Consider the following 19,151-nt stretch of genomic DNA (forward strand, 5'->3'; position numbering starts at 1 on the left):
CACAAAAACGCTTCCGGGCTGACACACTCAGCCCAAACATGGTGACGCGGGGTGGAGCAGCCCGGTAGCTCGTCAGGCTCATAACCTGAAGGTCGCAGGTTCAAATCCTGCCCCCGCAACCAACGATACCGGCGATAAGAAATCGCCCATAAGCCCGGCCTTCGAAAGGAGGGCGGGCTTTTTCTTGTTTGAGGCAAATGTGAGCATCGCCGCCAGATCACCGCGCAGAGCGATTGTTAGTTCGCTTCCTTCCGGGATCAGCGTCACCTCGTCGATGAGCGTGCGAAGGGCCTCGACCACTTCAGCTTTAAATGGCCCTCAAAGACTCCGATGTTCGCGACGCCACCAAGCGCGCCAAGGATTATAAGCTCGCCGATGGTGGCGGCTTGCACCTGCCGGTCCGGCCCAACGGCTCCAAGCTCTGGCTGATGAAATACCGCTTCGCGGGCAAGGAAAAGCTGCTTTCATTTGGCCACTACCCCGAGGTCTGTCTCGCCGCCGCGCTACTGTTGCGCGCCGAGGCCAAGGTTTGCCTTGGGGCAGGGCAGGGATCCGGGCGCCCAAGCCGTCTCGCCAAGCCCAAGATGACGTTTGAAGCCGTGGCGCGGGCTTGGCATGAAACCCGTATTGCTTCGCTAAATCCCGGCCATGCTGCCAGGTTGTTGCGCCGCCTTGAGCGCGATGCATTCCCGGCGTTGGTAGATCGCGATCTGCGCGCGATCACCAGCGCTGATGTGCTGGCAATGATCCGCGTGGTCGAAGCGTGCGGGGCGTTCGATGTAAGCCGCAGAATCAAGCAGCACGTCAGCCAAATCTATCGTTTTGCGATCCCGCACGGTCGGGCCGATCAGGACCCGGCGGCGTATCTCTCCGATCTTCTCAAGCCCGAGCCGCGAGTGCGGCATATGGCGCGCGTCGGCATCAGCGAGTTGTCGGGTGTCGTGCGCGCCATCGACACGTACGACGGCGATCACAATCCTTGCCGCCGGGGGCCGTGACCCGTGCAGCCATGCTGTTCACGGTGCTGACTTGGGCGCGCATCAACGAGACACGCTTTGCCACGTGGGATCAATTCGAAGATCTCGATAGCGCCAAGCCGCGGTGGCGGGTGCCTCCTGACTGGATGAAGACGGATCGCGACCATCTCGTCCCCTTGTCCAGGCAAGCGATGCGGGTGCTGAACGCAATCGGCGAAATTGGGCGAACCAGTTATGTCTTCCCGGGCGGAAAGCCTCGCAAGCCGATCTCGCAGAATACGATGATCTATGGCTGCTACCGGGCTATCTGGGACGTCAGACGATGTACGGGTTTCGGGGTATCGCCTCGACCTGGGCGAACGAGGCTGAAAAGTACCGGCCCGACTGGATCGAGATGGCGCTGGCGCATGAGGAACAGGACGAGGTGAGGAGCGCCTATAACAGCGCGCTCTACCTCACGCCGCGTCGACGCATGCTCCAGTATTGGGGTGACCCTATCGGCTGGGAGGGTGTATAGGATCCTGTTCGGGGCCGCCTGGCTGGCCCAGCGAGGTTGATCTGTGTGCGGCTTACCGATGTCCTGGCCGGGGATCGCCGACATCCTCGAATTAACCGCACGAACTCCTGCCCTGGAATTGGACGGCTGCGTAGCAGGTGGCCGAGGAACGCGCCGCCCCAGCGACCGCTAGACTGGGCGCTTGTCACTTGTGAGGATCAACCCTTGGTCGTACAAGCGTTCCAAAGGCGCTCGAGCGCGAGGTCCGTGAGCTGCGGCAGGCCAACGAGATTTTGCGCAAGGCGTCGGCATATTTTGCGCAGGCGGAGCTCGACCGCCCGTTCCGGCGATGATCGCGTTTATCGATGATCACCGCGATGCCTATGGGGTCGAGCCGATCTGCCGTGTCCTGCCGATCGCCCCATCCACATACCACGAGCGCGTCGCGCAGCGACAGGATCCGACACGCCTGTCGGCGCGGGCACGACAGGATGTGGCCCTCAAGCCCGAGGTCGCGCGCGTGTTCGCCGAGAACTTCGCGGTCTACGGTGTGCGCAAGGTTTGGCGGCAGATGATAAGGGAGGGCATGCCCGTCGCCCGCTGTATGTTCGCGCCGGCACCGACTGCGGTTGATCGAGCATATACGGCATGTGCGTTCGCGCCTCTCGCGGTGGCGCGCGCCAGCTCGTCAATCGCCTGATAGCCAACCACAGTGCCGAAATTGGCGGAAACTGTCGGTGTTACATCGGCGGGGCCGGCGTTGGCATCGTAGCCTACGCCCGCCTGACCGCCGATCATGGTCGCGCCATTGCTATAGGCATAAGAGCCGAGCGTTGGGGCTCACGCCCTGTCCGGTCTGCACGTCATATGCGCTGCTACCGCCGACGACGACTGCGTCATCGCCGCGCGAGTCAGAAAAGTGGCCGATGGCAATGCCGGAATTGCCTTCCGCATAGGAAACGAGACTCACCGCAACACTGCCCTTGCCGGCTGACCATGCCTGATGCCCGAGGGCCAGGGATTCATCACCCTGAGCGAACGAACCTGTGCCGAACGCATCGGAGACAAAGTCGGAGGCGGTGGATTCTGCGCCCACGGCAGTGGCGTTGGTCCCTGTCGCGCTGGCGGTCATCCGCTCCGGCGACGCCAGGCGTCCGTCCGGCCGAACCTGAAAACCGTTGGTGCCCCGTTTCCGTAGACACCGTCCCGCCCTGCTGTCGAACACGGCGATGGTGGGAGAGTACAAGCGGGGTCAGAAGAAGCGGTTCCGACCAGACCCGATTGGCCTAGTGAAAGACAAGCACTTCCTGCCTGGAGTTTAAAGCGACCCCGGCAGACGGCCCCAGAACGCGTTCATTCGGCAGATCGGGCCAGCCATGGACGACATGGTACAGTATAGGCGATGTCGGTGCAACCCTGCGGCTTACGGGCAGCAGGACCGTCCATAGCAAAAGAACTGCGATCGCCGAACGCACCACCGTCTCTCCCCCTTCCCGAGTTGATTCCCGCTTTTGGCGATGCTGGCATTGGCTCATTTGTCGTGCAACGGCGCAGATGCTGATGTCCGCCGCAACCGCTTTTGCATCGGCGGCTGGTCGCGCATTACGGCGGGCTAGACGGCGTACATATCAGCGTTGCCGACTTGCGTGTCATCATGGAAGACAGCGGTGCGCTCACGGTCGACCTGGATGTGTTCGACCGTACAGTGGCGGTGAACTTGCGTGGGCACTTACTGTGCACCCGTGCCGTATTGCCGCACCTGACGGCCACCGGATCGGGTGCGATCGTCTACACCAGTTCAGGCTCGGCCTATGGTGCGGAACCAACCCGGCCGTCCTACGCGATGACCAAGGCCGGCGTTAACGCGCTTATGCGGCACGTCGCTTCGCGCTGGGGCAAGGAAGGGGTGACCGCCAACGTCCTGGCGCCCGGCTTCACCGTCACGGGCGAGATGAAGAAGGCTATGGAAGCCAACGCCGAAGAAGCCACCAAGTGGGCGGATTACTTCATGAGCCGTACGCCGGACACCCGGCTGGGCGAGTCCGAGGATCACGCCGCCGTGGTTGCGATGCTGCTTTCCGAGGATGGCCGGTGGATTAACGGCACGATCATCGACGTGAACGGTGGCTCGCTGATGCGCGGCTGATCGCAGGCCGATGACGTCGGTGCTGTTATCAAAAAGGTCGAAACGCGAGGGCCCCCGGCGCCTGCAGCACGAGATGCTGCAAATTTCGGTGGCCGGCCTTTGGGCGTCACGCTTTTCAGAGCGTGACGCCGCGCTTCCAGATGCCGATGGCCCGCTCGTCGTTGCGTTCGTTGCGTGAAGGTTCGCCGCTCGCGATGGCAAGGATCCGGTCCAGCAGCACCCAAGCGGCGGCTTCCATGCCCATCGTCAAGACCATGCCGGCATCGAAATCTATCCAGCCTGGCTTGTGCGCGGCCAGCGCGCTGTTGGAGGCGATCTTGAGGGTGGGAACCGGGCTGCCGAGCGGGGTGCCGCGTCCGGTGGAGAACAGCGTGATGGTGGCGCCCGCCGCCGCCAGAGCGGTGGTTGACACGGCATCGTTGCCGGGGGCTTCCAGCACGGTCAGGCCGGTTGTCGACAAGCGCTCGCCATAGCCGATAACGTCATGGATAGGCGCCAGGCCGCCCTTCTGCACCGCGCCGAGCGACTTTTCCTCCAACGTGGTGATGCCGCCCGCAATGTTGCCGGGGCTGGGGTTTTCGGACACCGGCTCACCGTGATCAAGGAAGTAGCGCTTGAAGGAATTGACCAGCGCCGAGAGTTTGTCGAACACCTCACGGCTGGTGGCGCGTTCAAGCAGCAGGGTTTCGGCGCCGAAGACTTCCGGGATTTCGGTGAGGATCGCGGCCCCACCGGCCTGCGTCACCGCGTCTGCCATCAGGCCGATCAGCGGGTTGGCGGTCAGGCCGCTCATGGCATCGGACCCGCCGCACTTGACGCCCAGGCGCAGGTGCGAAAGCGGCACTGTCGCGCGCCGATCTTCGCTCATAAAGCCAAGCAGTTCGGCGATGAGCCGTTCCCCGGCGGCAAATTCGTCACCTTCCGACTGCGCACGCAGCACGCGGATGCGGGAGCGGCGTGCCTCAGGGATGCGCGTCAGCAAGGCGTCGAGCTGGTTGGACTCGCATCCCAGGCCCAGCAGCAGCACGCCGCCGGCATTGGGGTTGAGTGCTAGCGATGCCAGGATCGCGGCCGTCCCGTCAAGGTCCGCGCCAAGCTGCGAGCAGCCGAAAGGATGGTTGAAGGCATGGACTGCATCGACGCCCGGCGCGCCCATCGCGTTGCCGCGCTGCGCCAGCCGCTCGCCCAGCCGGCCCACGCAACCGACGGTGGGCAGAATCCACAACTCGTTCCGCGTGCCCACGCTGCCATCGGGCCGCACGTAGCCCTCAAACGTGCGCACCGGGGCGGCGGTTGACCTGCTCGCGTCAGCGCGTGGGGCAGAAAAAGTATAGGCCTGTTCGCCGGTCAGCGCGGTCTTCACGTTGTGCGTATGGACATGCTCGCCCACCGCGATGTCACGCGTGGCAATGCCGATCGGCGCCCGATAGCGGCGGACCGGAGCCCCGGCGGTGATCGGGGTCACCGCAAACTTGTGCCCGGCGCTGATCGCATCGCGCAGCTGTATGACCTGCCCGTCCACCGTCACGTCTTCGCCCGCCTCCAGCGTGCGCAGCGCGACGGCGACGTTGTCTTCCAGAGCAGTCCGAATGGCGGCGGGCAGGGCGGCTGCGGGCGTGGCGACGGGGGTGGCAAGTGTCTCGACCATGATCGCCCGATACAGGATTGCCAGCGCTGGCACAACTACGCGGTCTTCGGTTCTGAAAGTGATCCCGCCATCGACGGCAGCTTTTATGATCCTGTCAAAAGGTAATGGGTTGAATCATTGATACCGGTGTCATACCCCTTGCAGAAATCACACGGTTGGCACGAGACGATCTGCCGGTAATGGAGATGGATACGGTGCCCACAACCTCATCGCGCCACAGGATGACTTTCGCCTCGCGTATCGCATTGGCGGTTGCAGCAGGGGCCGGGCTTGCTTGGGGCGCTACGCCTGCTGCTGCGAAGACTGAGGACGGCCTGCTGTTCCACGCGCCGCTGGATCATGATTTCAACGCGACGACTGCCGGCGGTGCGGACGTGCCGAACTTCCAGAGCGACGTCGCCATCGTTGCTGACGGGGCGATGGGCGGCGCAGGCCGGTGGTCGGACGGCGGCTATGTCGCTTGGGAGGCGCCGGGCAACATGCAGGCGCAGCGCGGCTCGCTATCGTTCTTCTGGCGCAGCCACACCGCGGTGGGCGAAGCACCCTTCGTCATCTTCCGTGCCAGTGCCGGCGATCATTCGAGCTGGGACATGGCCTTCCTGCGCATCGACTGGAACGGCCACGGCTTCGACGCCTTCGTCACCGACGCCAACTTGTCGCGGGTGCGGGTAAGCTGGACGATGCCCAATCCGCCCGCGCCTGATGCATGGCACCACATCGCCTTCGCGTGGGACGAGACGCAAGGCGTGCGCTTGTTCTGGGACGGCCAGCAGGTTGCCGCGAAAAAGCAGACCGCAGATCTCGATATGGCGCTGGACCAGTTCGGCCTCGCCGGGCGCGTGATCGCCCCGCATCAGGTGCAAAGCCGCTACAATTTCATGCGCGGCTCCGACCTCGACGATATTCGCGTCTACGATCACATGCTGTCGGCCCCGGATGTGGCAAGGCTGGCAGCAAGGCAGGAGGTGCCGCCAGCGCAAACCGCATCCAGTCCGGCGGCTGCCCAGTTGCGCGCGGCGTGGCTGCATCGCTTCGGCTGGGACAAGCAGTCGCCGCCCGCGCTTGCCGACCCCGTAACCGTCGTGCGCAAAGTGGAATTCGCCGATGCCAAGGATCTTAAAGAGTGGATGTGGAAAGGGGTCGACGGCATCGCCGAGACGACCTGGCCTGGCGTCTACAACCGTTCGCGCCTGCCCGGCCGCAACGATTATTTCCAGCTGCCGGACTGGAACGTCTATGTCGAGGGCGGCAAGACCTATACGCTCACCGTTCCTGAAAACGTCGCCTTCAACCGGGTCGAGATTCGCGGCGCGGCCTATGGCGCGCTGGACTGGTCGAGCGATGGCAAATCCTGGCGCTCGCTGGCTACGCGGCCCAAGGGCGTGGTGCGCTCCATCACCGATACGCCCACCAAAACCGGCGGCACTCTGCGTTTCACCAACGTAATGCAGGAGCAGCCGATCCAGGAGATCTGGGCCTATGATATCCACCCCGGCGCAGTCCCCAAGGGTACGTTCCAACTCAGCTACACCGTCAATTCGGCAACGGCGCCGAACCTGGGGGCGCTGGCATCGCTGAACGCGCATATCGCCGGTCGGTATCCGGCGAGCGAGCGATCGACCGTCGTCGCGTTGCCAAGCGCGGGCGTGCGGGCGGCGGTGGGCGCTGGCAGCGCGGCGGAGGCGGGAAGCGCGCAGCGCGATGGGGCGGCGATGCCGATCGTGCACGTGCTGATCCCCTCCAACTTCGGTGATGCGCCGCCGGGTCGCCCGCTCGCCCGGGCTTGGAACTACGGGTGGGAGAACAGCTACGATGGGCTTGACGGTATCGCCATCGACTTGCCGGCGATCGCCGCGAAAGGCGATGCGCGCGGCCTGATCCCGCTCGACATCCGCGTGAAGGATCCGATCTGGCCGGACCGTGACATGATCGACGTGCAGGTCTCCGTGCGGCCGGGGCAGGCGCGGACGCTGTGGCTGGACTTGCGCGACCGCATCCTGACTGCCGACAGTCTTTACATGGCGATCGCCTCGGCTGCGCCCGATTTCGGCGCGAAATCGCTGGACGGCATGACGGTGCGGCTGGTGTTCAAGGACCGTGCGCAGGCGAAGGTTGAGCACATCGCCGACCGGTTCAATCAGGTGAAGGACAACTGGGCCTTTCTGGTTGAGGAGCACACCGCTTCCAAGCGCGAGGGGCTGTACAGGCGCCTTTACGGCGACATCACCGATGTGTTGCGCGTGGACCCCGATAACCTCGAAGCGCGTAGGTACTGGGCGGACATTAGCTATTCCGAGGGGCAGCTTCCGCCGTTCATCCAGCCCACTGCGCCCGCAGGCATGCCGCTCTGGGCGTTCCGCCAGCTTGAGGATCTCAAGCTGACCCGCCAATTCGTGAACTGGTGGATCGATGAGCGGCAGGTGCGTTACGGCGATTTCGGCGGCGGCATCTCGGACGATACCGACTTGACTCAGCAGTGGCCCGGCCTTGCGCTGATGGGTGTGGATCCGGACAAGATCAACGCCTCGCTCAAGGCGCTTTCGGATGCGGTCTATACCAACGGCATGATCGTGAACGGGCTGAGCTACATCAGTACCGACGAACTGCACGTCTATGAGGAAGGCATCAATTCGGATGCCGAGCGGCTCTATCTCAACTGGGGTGAGCCCAAGGCGGTGGAGCGCATGTTCGCCACCGTTAAGGCGCTGCACGATGTGATCCGGGTGAACCCGGCAGGGCACATGCACTTGTCGTCAAGCTGGTACGGCGCGCGCAAGATCTACCGCGATGCACCGTGGGCGTGGCAAAAGCCCTATGGCTTCGTGATCATGCACACCCCGATCCTGCTGGGCGTCTACAACGCGGATCCCTCCGCGCGCGGCCTCGTGACGGGGATGATGGACGGCCTGCTGGCGCACGGGAAGCAGGACGCGGACGGCGTGTGGCGCTTCCCCAACGATATCAGTTGGGATCACGACACCGAGCGCGCCGGCGATGGCGGCGGGGCCTCGCTCCCGATGCAGTCGGCCTGGGCGGCCTGGCGCTTTACCGGGGACGACAAATACCTGCGTCCGGTGTTGGGCCGGGTGGGCAAGACCGCGTTTGGCGCACTGACAGAGATCAACGAAAACGCCATCACCGTGCTGGGCCGCCGCAAGGACTGGCAGGCAGACGTGCTCAAAAGTGCCGCAGCCGGCAACGATTTCGCGCGGTTCGAGGCGTGGAACAGCACTGGCGACACGGCATGGCTCGAAGCGCTCAATGCCGCCGGCATAGCGGACAAGTCGCAGCATATGTACATGTACACGCAAGGCCATTGGTGGACCGACCGGGTGGAAGCGCCCAACGAACTGCTGCAACGCGAACGGCTGGGCGGCATCGCACTCAAACGCAACCAGACCTATCCCGGCAACGCGGTAAGCTGGCGGTTCGCCGATCCCGAAGCGGCGGTAAAAGTCGCGATACTGGTGCGCGATGCCACGCCCGATCGCTTCACCGTGATCGCATACAACACCACCGACGCGGCGCAGCAGGCCGACATGGGCACCTGGAACGTCACGGCGGGCACCTGGGCCATGACGCAGGGCTTGGCCGCCCCCGGCGAGGACGTTGCGCAGGACCCGGTCGCCAGCGAAGTGGAACTGGAGTGCAGCGGATCGATCCCGGTCACGTTCGCGCCGGGACGGACCACTGTCATGACCTTCGCCCTGAAACGGAAGGCCGAGGTGCAGCCCGAACATCGCCCGGATCTGGGCATTGGGCCGGACGATGTCGTGCGCAAGGGTAACACGATCACCGTCACCGCCCACAGCCTCGGCTCGGTTCCAACCCGCGCCGGCACCGCGACGCTGGAGACTGCGGATGGCAGGGTGCTCGCCTCGGCACCGATCCCGCCACTGGATGCGCCGCTCGATCTTCACGTGAAGACTGCGCGGGTAACGCTCACGGTTCCTGCGGGGGCACCAGCCACGCTGCACGTCCGGGTTTCGACTGGAGCGCCGGAGATTACCCGGCGCAACGATGTGGTCGTGCTGGTTGGTTCGCCAGGGTGATGGGCTGGATGGTGACCAATTCGCATACCGGGCGGGCACACTCTCGAACCCCCCGTAGGGCAATCCATCTCGCAAAGGCCGCACTCGCGCTTCTCACCGTAGCATCGCTGCCGGCCACCGGGCAGGCGAAGCCGGCCACGGTGGTCTGGCGCTTCGACAACTTGCGGCATATCGGCGGCATGACACCGCGCATCGTTGGTGCGCCCGCCATCGTCAAGACGCCTATCGGCAAGGCCATGGCCTTCGACGGGGTGGACGACGCTGTCTATCTGGACCGTCACCCATTGGCCGGGGCGGCGCACTTCACCGCCGAGGCTGTGTTCCGTCCTGACGGCGGCGCGTTCGCGCAGCGCTGGATGCACCTGGCTTCGGACGATCCCGGCGGGCAGACGCGGATGCTGTTCGAAATCCGCGTGCTCGGCAATTTCTGGTACCTGGACACCTTCGTGAAGGGGCCAGGCTATGCCCAGGCGCTGATCGACCCCGCCAAGCTTCACCCGATCGGCCGCTGGTACCACGTGGCCCAGACCTATGATGGCACCACGTATCGCAGCTATGTCGACGGCGTGCTGGAAGGGGAGGCGAAGGTGGCGTTCACCCCGCAAGGGTCGGGCAAGACGTCAGTCGGGGTGCGCTATACCGGCGTGGACTTTTTCCATGGCGCGGTGCGGATGGCGCGCTTCGCCGCCGAAGCGCTGCCGCCATCGCAATTCCGCACATTGCGCAAGTAGCCGGTCAGCCAAGCCCTACCGTGCGTGCCCATGCCCGCCAGAGGTCCGGCCACGCCTCTACCGGCTTGCCGATCGCGCGGCGCAGGCCGAAGCCGTGGCCGCCATTGGCGAACAGATGCGTTTCGACCGGGACGCCCTGCGCCTTGAGCGCGGCGCGCAGCCGAACGGTGTTTTCGACGGGGACCACATCGTCATCCTCGGCATGGACGAGGAAATGCGGCGGTGCGTCCTTGGGCACCATGCGATCAGGCGAATGGGCCACCTCCAGCGCTGCTGTCGGCGATGGCCCCAGCAACAATTCGCGGGAGCCGGCGTGAGCAATGGCCGGGTCCATGCTCACCACCGGATAGATGGGCGCGGCGCATAGCGGTTTGGCGGAAAGCCGGTCGGCTGCGTCCGCCGGCGCGTAGGCGTGGGCGGCAAAGCGAGCGCCCAGATCGGCGCACACGTGGCCGCCGGCGGAAAAACCCATCGCGGCAACGCGCTCGGGATCGATTGCAAAATCGCGCGCGCGATGGCGGATCAATCGCATGGCGCGTTGCGCGTCGGCCAATGGCGTGTCCGGCCCGCTGGACCAGCCTTCGCCGGGCAGGCGGTAGAACAGGACGAAGGCGGTAAATCCCCGGGCGGTGAGCCAGCGGGCGATTTCATAGCCCTCCTTGTCAACGACGATGCGGGTGTAGCCGCCGCCCGGCGTGATCATCACTGCCGCGCCGTTGGGGCGATCAGGACGAAACACCACCAGGCGCGGCCGGGTGATGCCGGCCACTGCCCGGTCGGTGACCAGCGCGTCGGTAGAGCGTTCGTTGATTGTCTCGGTCAGCGGGGCCTTGAGCGTGGATGGCGGCCCCTTGGGCCACAAGTCGATCGTTTCGGTCGGCTGCGGCAGGCCCGGTGGCAGCCCCTGAGATGCAAGCGGAGGAGGCGTCTGTGCGTTCGCTTTTCCGACAAAGCCGGCCGCAGCAAGTGAACCTGCGATCACGGTCCTGCGATCGAACGCCATGCCGGGCTTCCCTTGAAGGTGGTCGTCCCGGGCGCCAAGCCCGGGACGACGCATTTTCAGATCTTCGCGCGTGCACCGAACAGGATGGTACGCCCGAAGTGGTTGTTCTCATAGTTGCGCTGCGCATAGATATCGTTCGTACGGTAGCGGTATTCATCGGTCAGGTTGTTGCCGTCGATCGACAGTTCCAGCCATTCCGTCGCCTTGTAACGGATCGCGGCATCGACGCTGGTGTAAGAACCATAGCCTTCGAAGATGTTGCCTGTGGCGCTCGTTGCATCGCTGAAAGGCCCACGATAGCTGACCGAGCCACGAATGCTAAACTTGCCGTCGTCGTAATACACGGTGGCATTCCACGCCTTCTTCGAGACGCCCAGCAGGGTGTTGGTGTAGATCGCCGACACGCCCGAAAGTCCGCAGGCGCCGGTCGTCGCGTTGCGCGTGCAGGCGGAGGTTGCCGGCCCGGTGATCTGGTAATCCGCGCTGCTTTTGATGAACGTGGCGTTGCCCTGGAAGCCGGTATGGCTGAGCAGGCCGGGCAGGAACGTGAAAGGCAATTGCAGCGCCACTTCCACGCCCTTGAGCGTTGCACCTTGGCCGTTAACCTGCGTTGACACCACGTATTCCTGGTTGGGGTCGTAGTTGATGTAAGCGGGTGTGCTGGCACCGAGGACCGAACGGTCGAAGCCAAGCTGCGGCAATGTGGTGACATACGTGCCGGCGACCGGGAAGCTTTCGATCTTCTTGACGAAGCCGGCCACCGAGAACAGCGCCTGCGGCGCGAAGTACCATTCGACCGAAACGTCGAAGTTGGTCGCACGGTAGGGCTGAAGGTCGGGGTTGCCGAAGTTGATGCGGTAGTTGAAGCCGTCCACCGAACCGCCGGGATTGAGGTTGGACAAGGCGGGCCGGGTGATGACCTTGGCGATCGCGCCCCGCACGATCACGTCGCTATGCGGGTAGAACGCCAGGTTCATTGACGGCAGCCAGTCGTCATACGTCCGCCCGACGGTCTGTGCGATGCCCGCGGTGTAGCCGGTCGATTTCTGATTGGTGTGGGCATAGCGCATGCCCGCGTTGCCGGCATACTCCAGCCCGAAGATCTGGCCCTTCACATCGAACTGAACGTAGCCACCCGAGGTGGTTTCCTGCACCTGGCGGTTGTTGCCCAGGTCTTCGATGGCGGTACGGTCATACAGATTGGTATAGTCCGCGGCATTCTTGATGTTGCCCACCAGCCAGGAACTGGTGGTGCCGTCCGGCTGTCCGGCGTCGCCCAGATTTACCAGGTCCGAAATGCCCGACGTGACGGGAAGGCCATAGATGCTCGACGAGCAGGTCACGGTGCCGAGGATCAGATCGCGCGTGCCGTTCGCACCGCAAGCCGCAGTGTCGCGCTGGAACAGCTGGGTACGGAAGTTGTAGCGCCGCCACACCGCGCCGGCTTTTATGGTGAAGCCTTTGGTCACATCCCATTCGGTGCGCAGCTGCGCGGTCTTGAAGCGGTTCTTGACATAGGAGGGACGGTCGCGAATTTCGGCGAGCTGGAAGTTCGCCGGATTCGTCACATCCAGCCCATAGCTGAGTACGGGCGACTTCATGTCCGAATAATCGTAGCTGAAGCCGTTGGCGTTGCGATTGTCGTAAGCGATCGTGGTCTCAACCGGAATTTCCGCATTCGACTGTGAGAAACCGCCAAGCGCGGTAAAGCGGAAGGTATCAGTAACGTCCTGGTCCCACGTCGCGCCGATCTGGTAGAATTCTGTCTGAGACTTGCGCAAGTAACTTTCGGTACGGACATAGGCATTGTTCAGCGTGGCGCTGATCATGTTGCCCTTGTCGTCGTAGACTGGGTTGACGACGTTGAAGCGGCGCTCGTTCGAACGGGCGAGCACTTCGAGCCACTGTTCGGCGCGATCTTCCTTGAACTTGGAATACAGTCCGTCGAGCGAAATCTTCGTGCGGTCGCTGGGCTCGAACTGGATCGAGCCGGTAAGGCCCAGGCGCTTGCGGTCATGCTCGATAACGCCGTAGCGCGGAATACGCGGGTGGAATGCAAGGCTGGCCGCGTCACACGCCGCCGAAGGGCGATAGTTACCACCCGAACTGACCGGCGTGCCGCCTGTGGCTCCGGCGTTCGAGTAGAAGCACGGCGTGCCATTGACGGAATTGAAGTAGGCTTGCGACCACCGCACCGAGTTGTTGCCGGTTTCCAGCGTATCGGTGTGCGAATACGCAGCCGAAAGGTTTACGCCGAACGTGCCGGCATCGTTGCGCCAAGACAGCAGGCCGGCCGCGCGCGGGCCGACGTTCTTCGACAGGTCGTTGTACGAACCCTGCACATTGAGCACGGCGGTAAGCCCGGCTTTGCCGGCAAGGGGGTTGCCCGTGTTGAGATCGACGACCGCACCCAGCGAGCCTTCGTCGAGGCTTGCTTCGGCGGTCTTGTGGACGACGAGGCTGCTGAACAGTTCCGAGGCGAAAACATTGAAGTCAAACGCGCGGTCGCGGTTCGCCGAAGCGCCGTCGGAACTGGTTGCAATTGTTTCCAGCCCGTTGACGCGGACACGCGTGAACTGGGCGCCAAGTCCGCGAACAGTGATCGCGCGGCCTTCGCCGCCGTCTTTCTGAATCGAGATACCGGGAATGCGCTGCAGCGATTCGGCCAGGTTCTGGTCGGGAAATTTTGCCATGTCTTCAGCAACGACGGCATCAACTGCCGAAATCGATTCACGCTTTACGTTGAGCGCGGCCTGCAATGACTGGCGATAGCCGGTAACGACGATGTCCTGGGCCACGTTTTCGTCGACTGCGGCCGCTTCGGTATTGGCTTGGGCTGCTGCATCGGTTGCAGTGCCGGTGGTTCCCGTGGCGTCCTGAGCTAGTGCCGCGTGCGGCAACGCGAGAGCGCTGCCGGCGAACAAGGCGGCCTTTAAAAGCGAAATTCCAGACGTACCCTGGCGCATGACTAAACATCCCCTCACGACCCCGTCGGGTCAATTGATACCGGTGTCAGAAAGAGACGTGGTCAAGCCTGCGTCTGTTTTCCGGCACCTCTACTCCCGCCCCCTCAAGGAGCATGGCAGGCGATCAACAAATCGCCCTACCGGTTCGAAAGTTCATCCTTGCGAGCTTAGGTAACCGGTGTCATCATTTTGTGCCGCAGGGCGACCGTGCTGTCAAGAACCTGAACGAAGGGAAATCGAAAATGATGAGAGGGAGAGATATGATCCAAATTACCGCAGTGTTTCAAAGACATCGCAACATGATTTCGGCCATACTGAGAAATGAGGGCATGGAAATATGATCGGCGCGGCGTTGCTGCTCGCTTTGGCGCCGCCGATGGCGGTCGTAGATGAACGTCACACCGTGCGCGAGGAAGCGCCTCCGCACGGTGCCATCGGGATGAGTACTGCCTATCGGATTTCGGATGCGGTCCCGGGCCCACGCGCGATGGAGTTCCGCCGCCGCGTGCTGCACAAGGGCGCGGCAATCGGCAGCCATCCTATTGCCCACGATGAGGTGTATTACGTGCTGGCGGGGGAGGGGGAGGTCGTGTCGGACGGCCAGCGCGCGATGCTCAAGCCGGGCATGACGGCCTACCTCTACGATGGCGCCGTGGTGGGCATCTGGCAACGCGGCGAGAAACCGCTATCGCTGATCATCGCGTATCCCAATCCTCGCTAGGCGCGTTATCGGTGCCGTGGAGGCTCAGTTATGTCCCCGGCTGGACATAGGGCGCGACTGACCACAGTTCGCGTTGCCAGCGGCGTGGATCGTTTGCCACACGCGTGGTGTCATCGAAGACCATGGTGGCGCGGTCGGGCAGGCGATAGGGCGACCATTGCGTCAGCCCCGGCCGACCGGTTTTTGCAAGGCCGGTGAAAGCGCGCATCATGGCTGAGCTCAACGTGCGCGCGCCGGCATCGGTGCCCGAATAGCTGCCCGGCGCATCGATTGTGCCGAACACGTAGGGAATGTCATCGGTATGCGCGGCGCCGCGCAGTGGATCACGCGGAGAGGATCGGTCGAGTTGATACACCCAGGTGTTCTGCGCGCCGGCTGCGGCACGGGCATCCGCTTCGATCACCTGTCCGGGCCAAGACCGTCCGGCGGTGGTTGCCGCGTAATAGACCTGCTCTGGCGTCCAGTCCGGCGCCTGGCGACGGTATTGCGCAACGATCCAGGCGGTGTCGATGTCGATCTTCACTTCCGGGGCGATTCGGGCAGCCAGGTTGTCCCAAGTGAGGCCGCGCAACTTCGGGCCGCGCGGATCGAGGAAAGCGCGGGTCTCATCGCGGACATTGCCCAGGATCATCGGCACGTGCAGCGATTGCGGTGCCGCGTCAGGCCAGAACGGGTGGCGCGGCAAGTTGGTCATGTCGAGCACCGGGCCGAAGTAGACCCCGCCTCCCATGATGGGATCGATGGCATCTAGCGCGCCCATCAGCCGCGCGACCGGCATTGTGCGCAGGCCGTCGACATCATCGGGCGCCAGTTTCAGCCGCGCCATCAGGGCCTGGGTGCGCGCCCAGGCGTGAGCGGGTCCACTCGCCTGGACCTGCTGACCGCTCATCGTCGCGGCGGCGTGGAACAGGCCGTCTGCGGCGGGCATCGCCATCAGCGTCGCGATCTTGGCGCCGCCGCCGGACTGGCCGAACACCATCACCCGTGTCGGGTCACCGCCGAACTGCGCGATGTGGTCGCGCACCCACTGCAGCGCCGTGATGAGGTCAAGCTGGCCGAGATTGCCGCTATCGGCATAGCGGGCGCCGAAAGGCTTGAGCCAGGCATAGCCAAGCGCGTTGAGGCGGTGGTTGACGGTGACGACCACCACGTCGCCATCCGCCGCCAGCCGTGCGCCGTGTGTCAGGGGATCGGTGACCGAGCCGGTGGTGTAGGCCCCGCCGTGGAAATAGACCATCACCGCCCGTTTCGCGCGCATGTCCGCGTCGGGTGTCCACACGTTGAGGAACAGGCAGTCTTCCGACTGCGCCTCGTCCGCCAGGGCGCGCTGGGGGCAGACGGGCGCGAAGGTCTCCGCCTTGAAGGCGGGGCCGTCCCATGGCTCGGGAACAGCACGCGCGAATCGGTCTGCGCGGGCGTAGCGGATGCCCTTGAAGGCCTGCACGCCCTGATCGATCGTGCCGGTGTAACGGCCGACACGAGGCGACCTCGGCGCGCGGGCGAGGGTGGGGGTCGATGCGATGGCCGCTAGCGAGACGGCGGATCGCACCACGGCGCGCCGGGTGATTTTCGGGCCGGTGTCGTTCATCCTGCTTTCCCCGCGATTGAATCCTTATCGCCGCACATCACCGCCGCTGGCCGAGAACGCTTCCAACTCCTGCAGGGAGACCAGGCACATGTCGCCGGGGATGGTATGCTTGAGCACGGTGCAGGCCAGCCCCGCTTGCGCGATGGCGACGATGTCGGCCCCTTCAAGCCACCTGTGCAGCACACCGGCGGCGAATGCGTCACCGGTGCCGATGCGATCGACGATGCCGGTCACGTCCACCTCGGCGGCCTGGTGTGCACTCGCGCGCGCGTCGATTCGCGCGGCGATGCGGTGATGGCCGGCGTTAACGATATGGCGGGCGGTGGAGGCGATCAGTTGCAGCTTCGGAAATGCTTCGAAAGCGGCCAGCGCAGCCTCGCGCCGGCGATCCGCTCCGTCACCGGAGAAGGGCCGGCCCAAAAGCAGCGAGATGTCGCGATGGTTGCCGATCATTACCGTGGCGGACTGCATCAGTTCGGTGAGAATGGCGCGCGGATCGCTGTCCCAAGCATCCCACAGTAAGGCGCGGTAGTTGCCGTCGAAACATATGGGCACGCCGGCGCTGATCGCCTCGGCGACGGCGGCTTGCGCAAGCGCGACGCCCCCGGGCCCCAACGCCGGCGTGATGCCCGACAGATGAAGCAGTCGGGCTCCCTCAAGAGCGGAGGCGAAATCGAAATCGCCCTTGGAGGAAAGGGCGAAGACACTGCCCGCGCGATCGTACGTGATCGACGAAGGCCGCAGCCCCGCTCCGCTCTCGAGGAAATAGAGACCCATGCGGCCACTGGCGCGGCTGACATGGGTGGTATCGATGCCCGCTGCGTTCAACGCCGCGCGAGCCTTGTCACCCAATGGGCTGGACGGCAGTAGCGTAAGCATCTTCACGTCGTGGCCTAGCGAGGAAAGGCCGGCCGCCACATTCGCTTCGGCGCCGCCCACGGCCATGTCCAGCGCGTCGGATTGCACGGTCAGGCGATATCCAGGCGTGGCGAAGCGCAGCAGAACTTCGCCGAACGTCACTATATGGCCGGCTTGACCGGGGCCGCTCATGTCAACGCGCCAGCCAGCCGCCGTCGACCGCCAGGACCTGACCGGTCACGTAATCGGAAGCTGGGGAGGCAAGGAAAACGGCCGCGCCGGCAATATCCTCAGGTCGGCCCCAGCGCCCGGTGGGGATGCGTTCGAGGATCTGGCGGTTGCGCGTTTCGTCCGCGGACAGCGCGGCGGTGTTGTTGGTGGCGATGTAGCCTGGTGCGATAGCGTTGACCTGCACGCCCTTGGGCGCCAGTTCGTTGGCCATGGCCTTCGTCACGCCGCCGACACCGGACTTCGCGGCGGCATAGCTAGGTACGCGGATGCCGCCCTGGAAGGTGAGAAGCGATGCAATATTGACGATCTTGCCGTTCTGGCGCTCGACCATGCCCTTGGCCGCTGCCTGGCTAAGGAAGAACAAGGTCTTGAGATTGGTGTCCATCACTGCGTCCCAGTCCTCCTCAGAGAACTGCAGCAGGTCGTCGCGGCGGATGATGCCGGCGTTGTTGACCAGGATGTCCACTTTGCCAAGGCCCGCGACGGCTTCGTCGATCACGCGCTGGACGGGCTCGATGCTGGACAGATCGGCCTTGATGTTGACCGCGTTGCGGCCGGTTGCAGCGATCAGGTCGAGCGTTTCGGCAGGCTGGGAGCGGCCAGCCACGGCAACATCGGCGCCGGCCTGCGCAAGAGCGACGGCGATAGCCTGCCCGATGCCGGTATTAGCGCCGGTAACGAGGGCGGCTTTACCGCTGAGGTCGAAGGAAATTGCCATAAAACCCATCTCGTCAGTGTGAACGCGGCAAGCCAACCAGAGCGGTTGCTCAGGACGCCCTCGATTTGCGCCTCTGCACGCCTCTGCACGCCTCAGCATGACAAGGCGGCAAGAGCGGAAGTAGAGTGAAGCCTAGCCTACTGAAGCTGGCAGATATCCAGCACACTCATGTCGGTATAGTCGAGGTTTTCCCCGCCCATGGCCCAGATGAACGCGTACTTCTTGGTGCCCGAGCCCATGTGGATCGACCACGGCGGGCTGATCACCGCTTCTTCATTGGCGATGACGATGTGGCGCATCTGGTCGGGCTCTCCCATGTAGTGGAAGATGCGGTCGTTCTCTTCGGGCAGCTCGAAATACAGGTAGATTTCCGAGCGGCGGTCGTGGAGGTGAGGCGGCATCGTGTTCCAGACCGAACCTTCTTCCAGCACCGTCAGGCCCAGCAGCAGCTGCGCGCTGTCGCACACGCCGGGGATCACCAGCTGGTAGATCGTGCGCTGGTTCGAATTGGCAAGGTCGCCGCGCGCCAGCGGATTGGCCTGGTCAAGCGTGATGTGCTTGATCGGCAGCGCCTTGTGGGCCGGGACCGACGCGATGTAGAAGCGCGCACCCTGGCCTTCGAAGATAACCTCACCCGTGCCCATCGGTACGTAGAGGCATTCCTTGTTCTTCATTTCGAAACGCTGGCCGTCCACAGTGATCGCGCCGGGGCCACCGATATTGGTGATGCCGGCTTCGCGGCGCTCGAAGAAAGATTTGCCCTCGGCGCTCTTGGGCACGGTCTGCAGCGGCAGGGGGAGCGGTTGCGCGCCCGGAACCGCGCCACCGATGATGAAGCGCTCGTTGTGCGAGTAGTTGAGGTTGACCTCACCGTCCTTGAACATGCCGGTGACCAGATACCGGTCGCGCAGTTCTTCGTTGGAGACGCACTCCATCATGTCTGGATGGGTGGCGTGGTAGGTCTTGCAGAACACGTCGAACTCTCCCGTTAAGCTCTCGGATGCCTTCGTATCCGC

15 protein-coding genes, 1 tRNA gene, 1 pseudogene and 1 other annotated feature are annotated in these 19,151 nt (G+C 64.0%); of the genes and pseudogenes, 9 read left to right on the forward strand and 8 right to left on the reverse strand.

The window, feature by feature from the left end; all coding sequences use genetic code 11:
• The first annotated feature begins 45 nt into the window (after positions 1–45).
• The 4 genes and pseudogenes from ASE49_RS05940 to ASE49_RS05950 form a co-directional block, all read left to right on the forward strand.
• Positions 46–122: transfer RNA gene (locus ASE49_RS05940), tRNA-Met, on the forward strand.
• A 189-nt stretch (positions 123–311) separates the two neighbouring features.
• Positions 312–998: a tyrosine-type recombinase/integrase gene (locus ASE49_RS18655; RefSeq protein WP_235522861.1), complete on the forward strand. Its 687-nt coding sequence runs from the start codon at positions 312–314 to the stop codon at positions 996–998.
• Positions 999–1,299: 301 nt separating this feature from the next.
• Positions 1,300–1,494, forward strand: a complete 195-nt coding sequence (locus tag ASE49_RS18665) for a hypothetical protein (protein WP_235522867.1) — start codon at positions 1,300–1,302, stop codon at positions 1,492–1,494.
• 221 nt (positions 1,495–1,715) lie between these two features.
• Positions 1,716–2,077 (forward strand): annotated as a pseudogene (locus ASE49_RS05950) (IS3 family transposase); the annotation flags it as partial.
• Positions 1,781–1,897, forward strand: a sequence feature (AL1L pseudoknot). (Overlaps the previous pseudogene by 117 nt.)
• Before the next feature lie 207 nt (positions 2,078–2,284).
• Here ASE49_RS05950 and ASE49_RS05955 read toward each other — a convergent pair.
• Positions 2,285–2,605: a hypothetical protein gene (locus ASE49_RS05955; protein ID WP_056769341.1), complete on the reverse strand. Its 321-nt coding sequence runs from the start codon at positions 2,603–2,605 to the stop codon at positions 2,285–2,287.
• A 510-nt stretch (positions 2,606–3,115) separates the two neighbouring features.
• On the opposite strand from ASE49_RS05955, the gene ASE49_RS05960 reads away from it, so the two are divergent.
• Positions 3,116–3,619, forward strand: coding sequence for an SDR family oxidoreductase (locus tag ASE49_RS05960; protein ID WP_235522865.1), 504 nt, complete (start codon positions 3,116–3,118; stop codon positions 3,617–3,619).
• A 115-nt stretch (positions 3,620–3,734) separates the two neighbouring features.
• Here the strand turns inward: ASE49_RS05960 and ASE49_RS05965 are convergent, their stop codons facing one another.
• A complete protein-coding gene (locus ASE49_RS05965) occupies positions 3,735–5,267 on the reverse strand; it encodes a UxaA family hydrolase (protein ID WP_056769433.1) in 1,533 nt (510 codons plus the stop codon).
• Positions 5,268–5,488: 221 nt separating this feature from the next.
• Here ASE49_RS05965 and ASE49_RS05970 point away from each other — a divergent pair, with 221 nt between their 5' ends.
• Both ASE49_RS05970 and ASE49_RS05975 read left to right on the forward strand, forming a co-directional pair.
• On the forward strand, positions 5,489–9,319 hold the full coding sequence (locus tag ASE49_RS05970; protein ID WP_156370146.1) for a LamG-like jellyroll fold domain-containing protein: 3,831 nt from the start codon (positions 5,489–5,491) through the stop codon (positions 9,317–9,319).
• An 8-nt stretch (positions 9,320–9,327) separates the two neighbouring features.
• Positions 9,328–10,050, forward strand: coding sequence for a LamG domain-containing protein (locus ASE49_RS05975; RefSeq protein ID WP_082456333.1), 723 nt, complete (start codon positions 9,328–9,330; stop codon positions 10,048–10,050).
• Between the two features lie 4 nt (positions 10,051–10,054).
• Here ASE49_RS05975 and ASE49_RS05980 read toward each other — a convergent pair whose 3' ends face one another.
• Both ASE49_RS05980 and ASE49_RS05985 read right to left on the reverse strand, forming a co-directional pair.
• A complete protein-coding gene (locus ASE49_RS05980) occupies positions 10,055–11,053 on the reverse strand; it encodes an alpha/beta hydrolase (RefSeq protein WP_056769345.1) in 999 nt (332 codons plus the stop codon).
• Between the two features lie 56 nt (positions 11,054–11,109).
• Positions 11,110–14,019, reverse strand: a complete 2,910-nt coding sequence (locus tag ASE49_RS05985; protein WP_056769347.1) for a TonB-dependent receptor — start codon at positions 14,017–14,019, stop codon at positions 11,110–11,112.
• Positions 14,020–14,132: 113 nt separating this feature from the next.
• Between ASE49_RS05985 and ASE49_RS05990 the strand changes: the two genes are divergently transcribed.
• Both ASE49_RS05990 and ASE49_RS05995 read left to right on the forward strand, forming a co-directional pair.
• On the forward strand, positions 14,133–14,360 hold the full coding sequence (locus ASE49_RS05990) for a hypothetical protein (RefSeq protein ID WP_056769349.1): 228 nt from the start codon (positions 14,133–14,135) through the stop codon (positions 14,358–14,360).
• Positions 14,357–14,740, forward strand: a complete 384-nt coding sequence (locus tag ASE49_RS05995; RefSeq protein ID WP_056769351.1) for a cupin domain-containing protein — start codon at positions 14,357–14,359, stop codon at positions 14,738–14,740. Before ASE49_RS05990 ends, ASE49_RS05995 begins: the two co-directional genes overlap by 4 nt.
• Before the next feature lie 28 nt (positions 14,741–14,768).
• Here the strand turns inward: ASE49_RS05995 and ASE49_RS06000 are convergent, their stop codons facing one another.
• The 4 genes from ASE49_RS06000 to kduI form a co-directional block, all read right to left on the reverse strand.
• Positions 14,769–16,328 (reverse strand): carboxylesterase/lipase family protein, encoded by a 1,560-nt coding sequence (locus tag ASE49_RS06000; RefSeq protein ID WP_056769353.1) that lies wholly within the window; start codon positions 16,326–16,328, stop codon positions 14,769–14,771.
• A gap of 24 nt (positions 16,329–16,352) precedes the next feature.
• The gene (locus ASE49_RS06005) at positions 16,353–17,378 is read right to left on the reverse strand and encodes a sugar kinase (protein ID WP_056769355.1); all 1,026 of its coding nucleotides are present in this window, start codon (positions 17,376–17,378) and stop codon (positions 16,353–16,355) included.
• Position 17,379: 1 nt separating this feature from the next.
• The gene (gene kduD / locus ASE49_RS06010) at positions 17,380–18,135 is read right to left on the reverse strand and encodes a 2-dehydro-3-deoxy-D-gluconate 5-dehydrogenase KduD (RefSeq protein WP_056769358.1); all 756 of its coding nucleotides are present in this window, start codon (positions 18,133–18,135) and stop codon (positions 17,380–17,382) included.
• Positions 18,136–18,272: 137 nt separating this feature from the next.
• On the reverse strand, positions 18,273–19,109 hold the full coding sequence (kduI, locus tag ASE49_RS06015; protein WP_056769360.1) for a 5-dehydro-4-deoxy-D-glucuronate isomerase: 837 nt from the start codon (positions 19,107–19,109) through the stop codon (positions 18,273–18,275).
• Positions 19,110–19,151: the final 42 nt, after the last annotated feature.

Source organism: Novosphingobium sp. Leaf2, assembly GCF_001421325.1.
GTDB lineage: Bacteria > Pseudomonadota > Alphaproteobacteria > Sphingomonadales > Sphingomonadaceae > Novosphingobium.

Bases quoted from the DNA above. Each gene is read 5' to 3' on its own strand.
- ASE49_RS18655 (WP_235522861.1), top strand. From the start codon at position 312: ATGGCCCTCAAAGACTCCGATGTTCGCGACGCCACCAAGCGCGCCAAG.
- ASE49_RS18665 (WP_235522867.1), top strand. From the start codon at position 1,300: ATGTACGGGTTTCGGGGTATCGCCTCGACCTGGGCGAACGAGGCTGAA.
- ASE49_RS05955 (WP_056769341.1), bottom strand. From the start codon at position 2,605: ATGACCGCCAGCGCGACAGGGACCAACGCCACTGCCGTGGGCGCAGAA.
- ASE49_RS05965 (WP_056769433.1), bottom strand. From the start codon at position 5,267: ATGGTCGAGACACTTGCCACCCCCGTCGCCACGCCCGCAGCCGCCCTG.
- ASE49_RS05970 (WP_156370146.1), top strand. From the start codon at position 5,489: ATGACTTTCGCCTCGCGTATCGCATTGGCGGTTGCAGCAGGGGCCGGG.
- ASE49_RS05975 (WP_082456333.1), top strand. From the start codon at position 9,328: ATGGTGACCAATTCGCATACCGGGCGGGCACACTCTCGAACCCCCCGT.
- ASE49_RS05980 (WP_056769345.1), bottom strand. From the start codon at position 11,053: ATGGCGTTCGATCGCAGGACCGTGATCGCAGGTTCACTTGCTGCGGCC.
- ASE49_RS05985 (WP_056769347.1), bottom strand. From the start codon at position 14,019: ATGCGCCAGGGTACGTCTGGAATTTCGCTTTTAAAGGCCGCCTTGTTC.
- ASE49_RS05990 (WP_056769349.1), top strand. From the start codon at position 14,133: ATGGCAGGCGATCAACAAATCGCCCTACCGGTTCGAAAGTTCATCCTT.
- ASE49_RS05995 (WP_056769351.1), top strand. From the start codon at position 14,357: ATGATCGGCGCGGCGTTGCTGCTCGCTTTGGCGCCGCCGATGGCGGTC.
- ASE49_RS06000 (WP_056769353.1), bottom strand. From the start codon at position 16,328: ATGAACGACACCGGCCCGAAAATCACCCGGCGCGCCGTGGTGCGATCC.
- ASE49_RS06005 (WP_056769355.1), bottom strand. From the start codon at position 17,378: ATGAGCGGCCCCGGTCAAGCCGGCCATATAGTGACGTTCGGCGAAGTT.
- kduD (WP_056769358.1), bottom strand. From the start codon at position 18,135: ATGGCAATTTCCTTCGACCTCAGCGGTAAAGCCGCCCTCGTTACCGGC.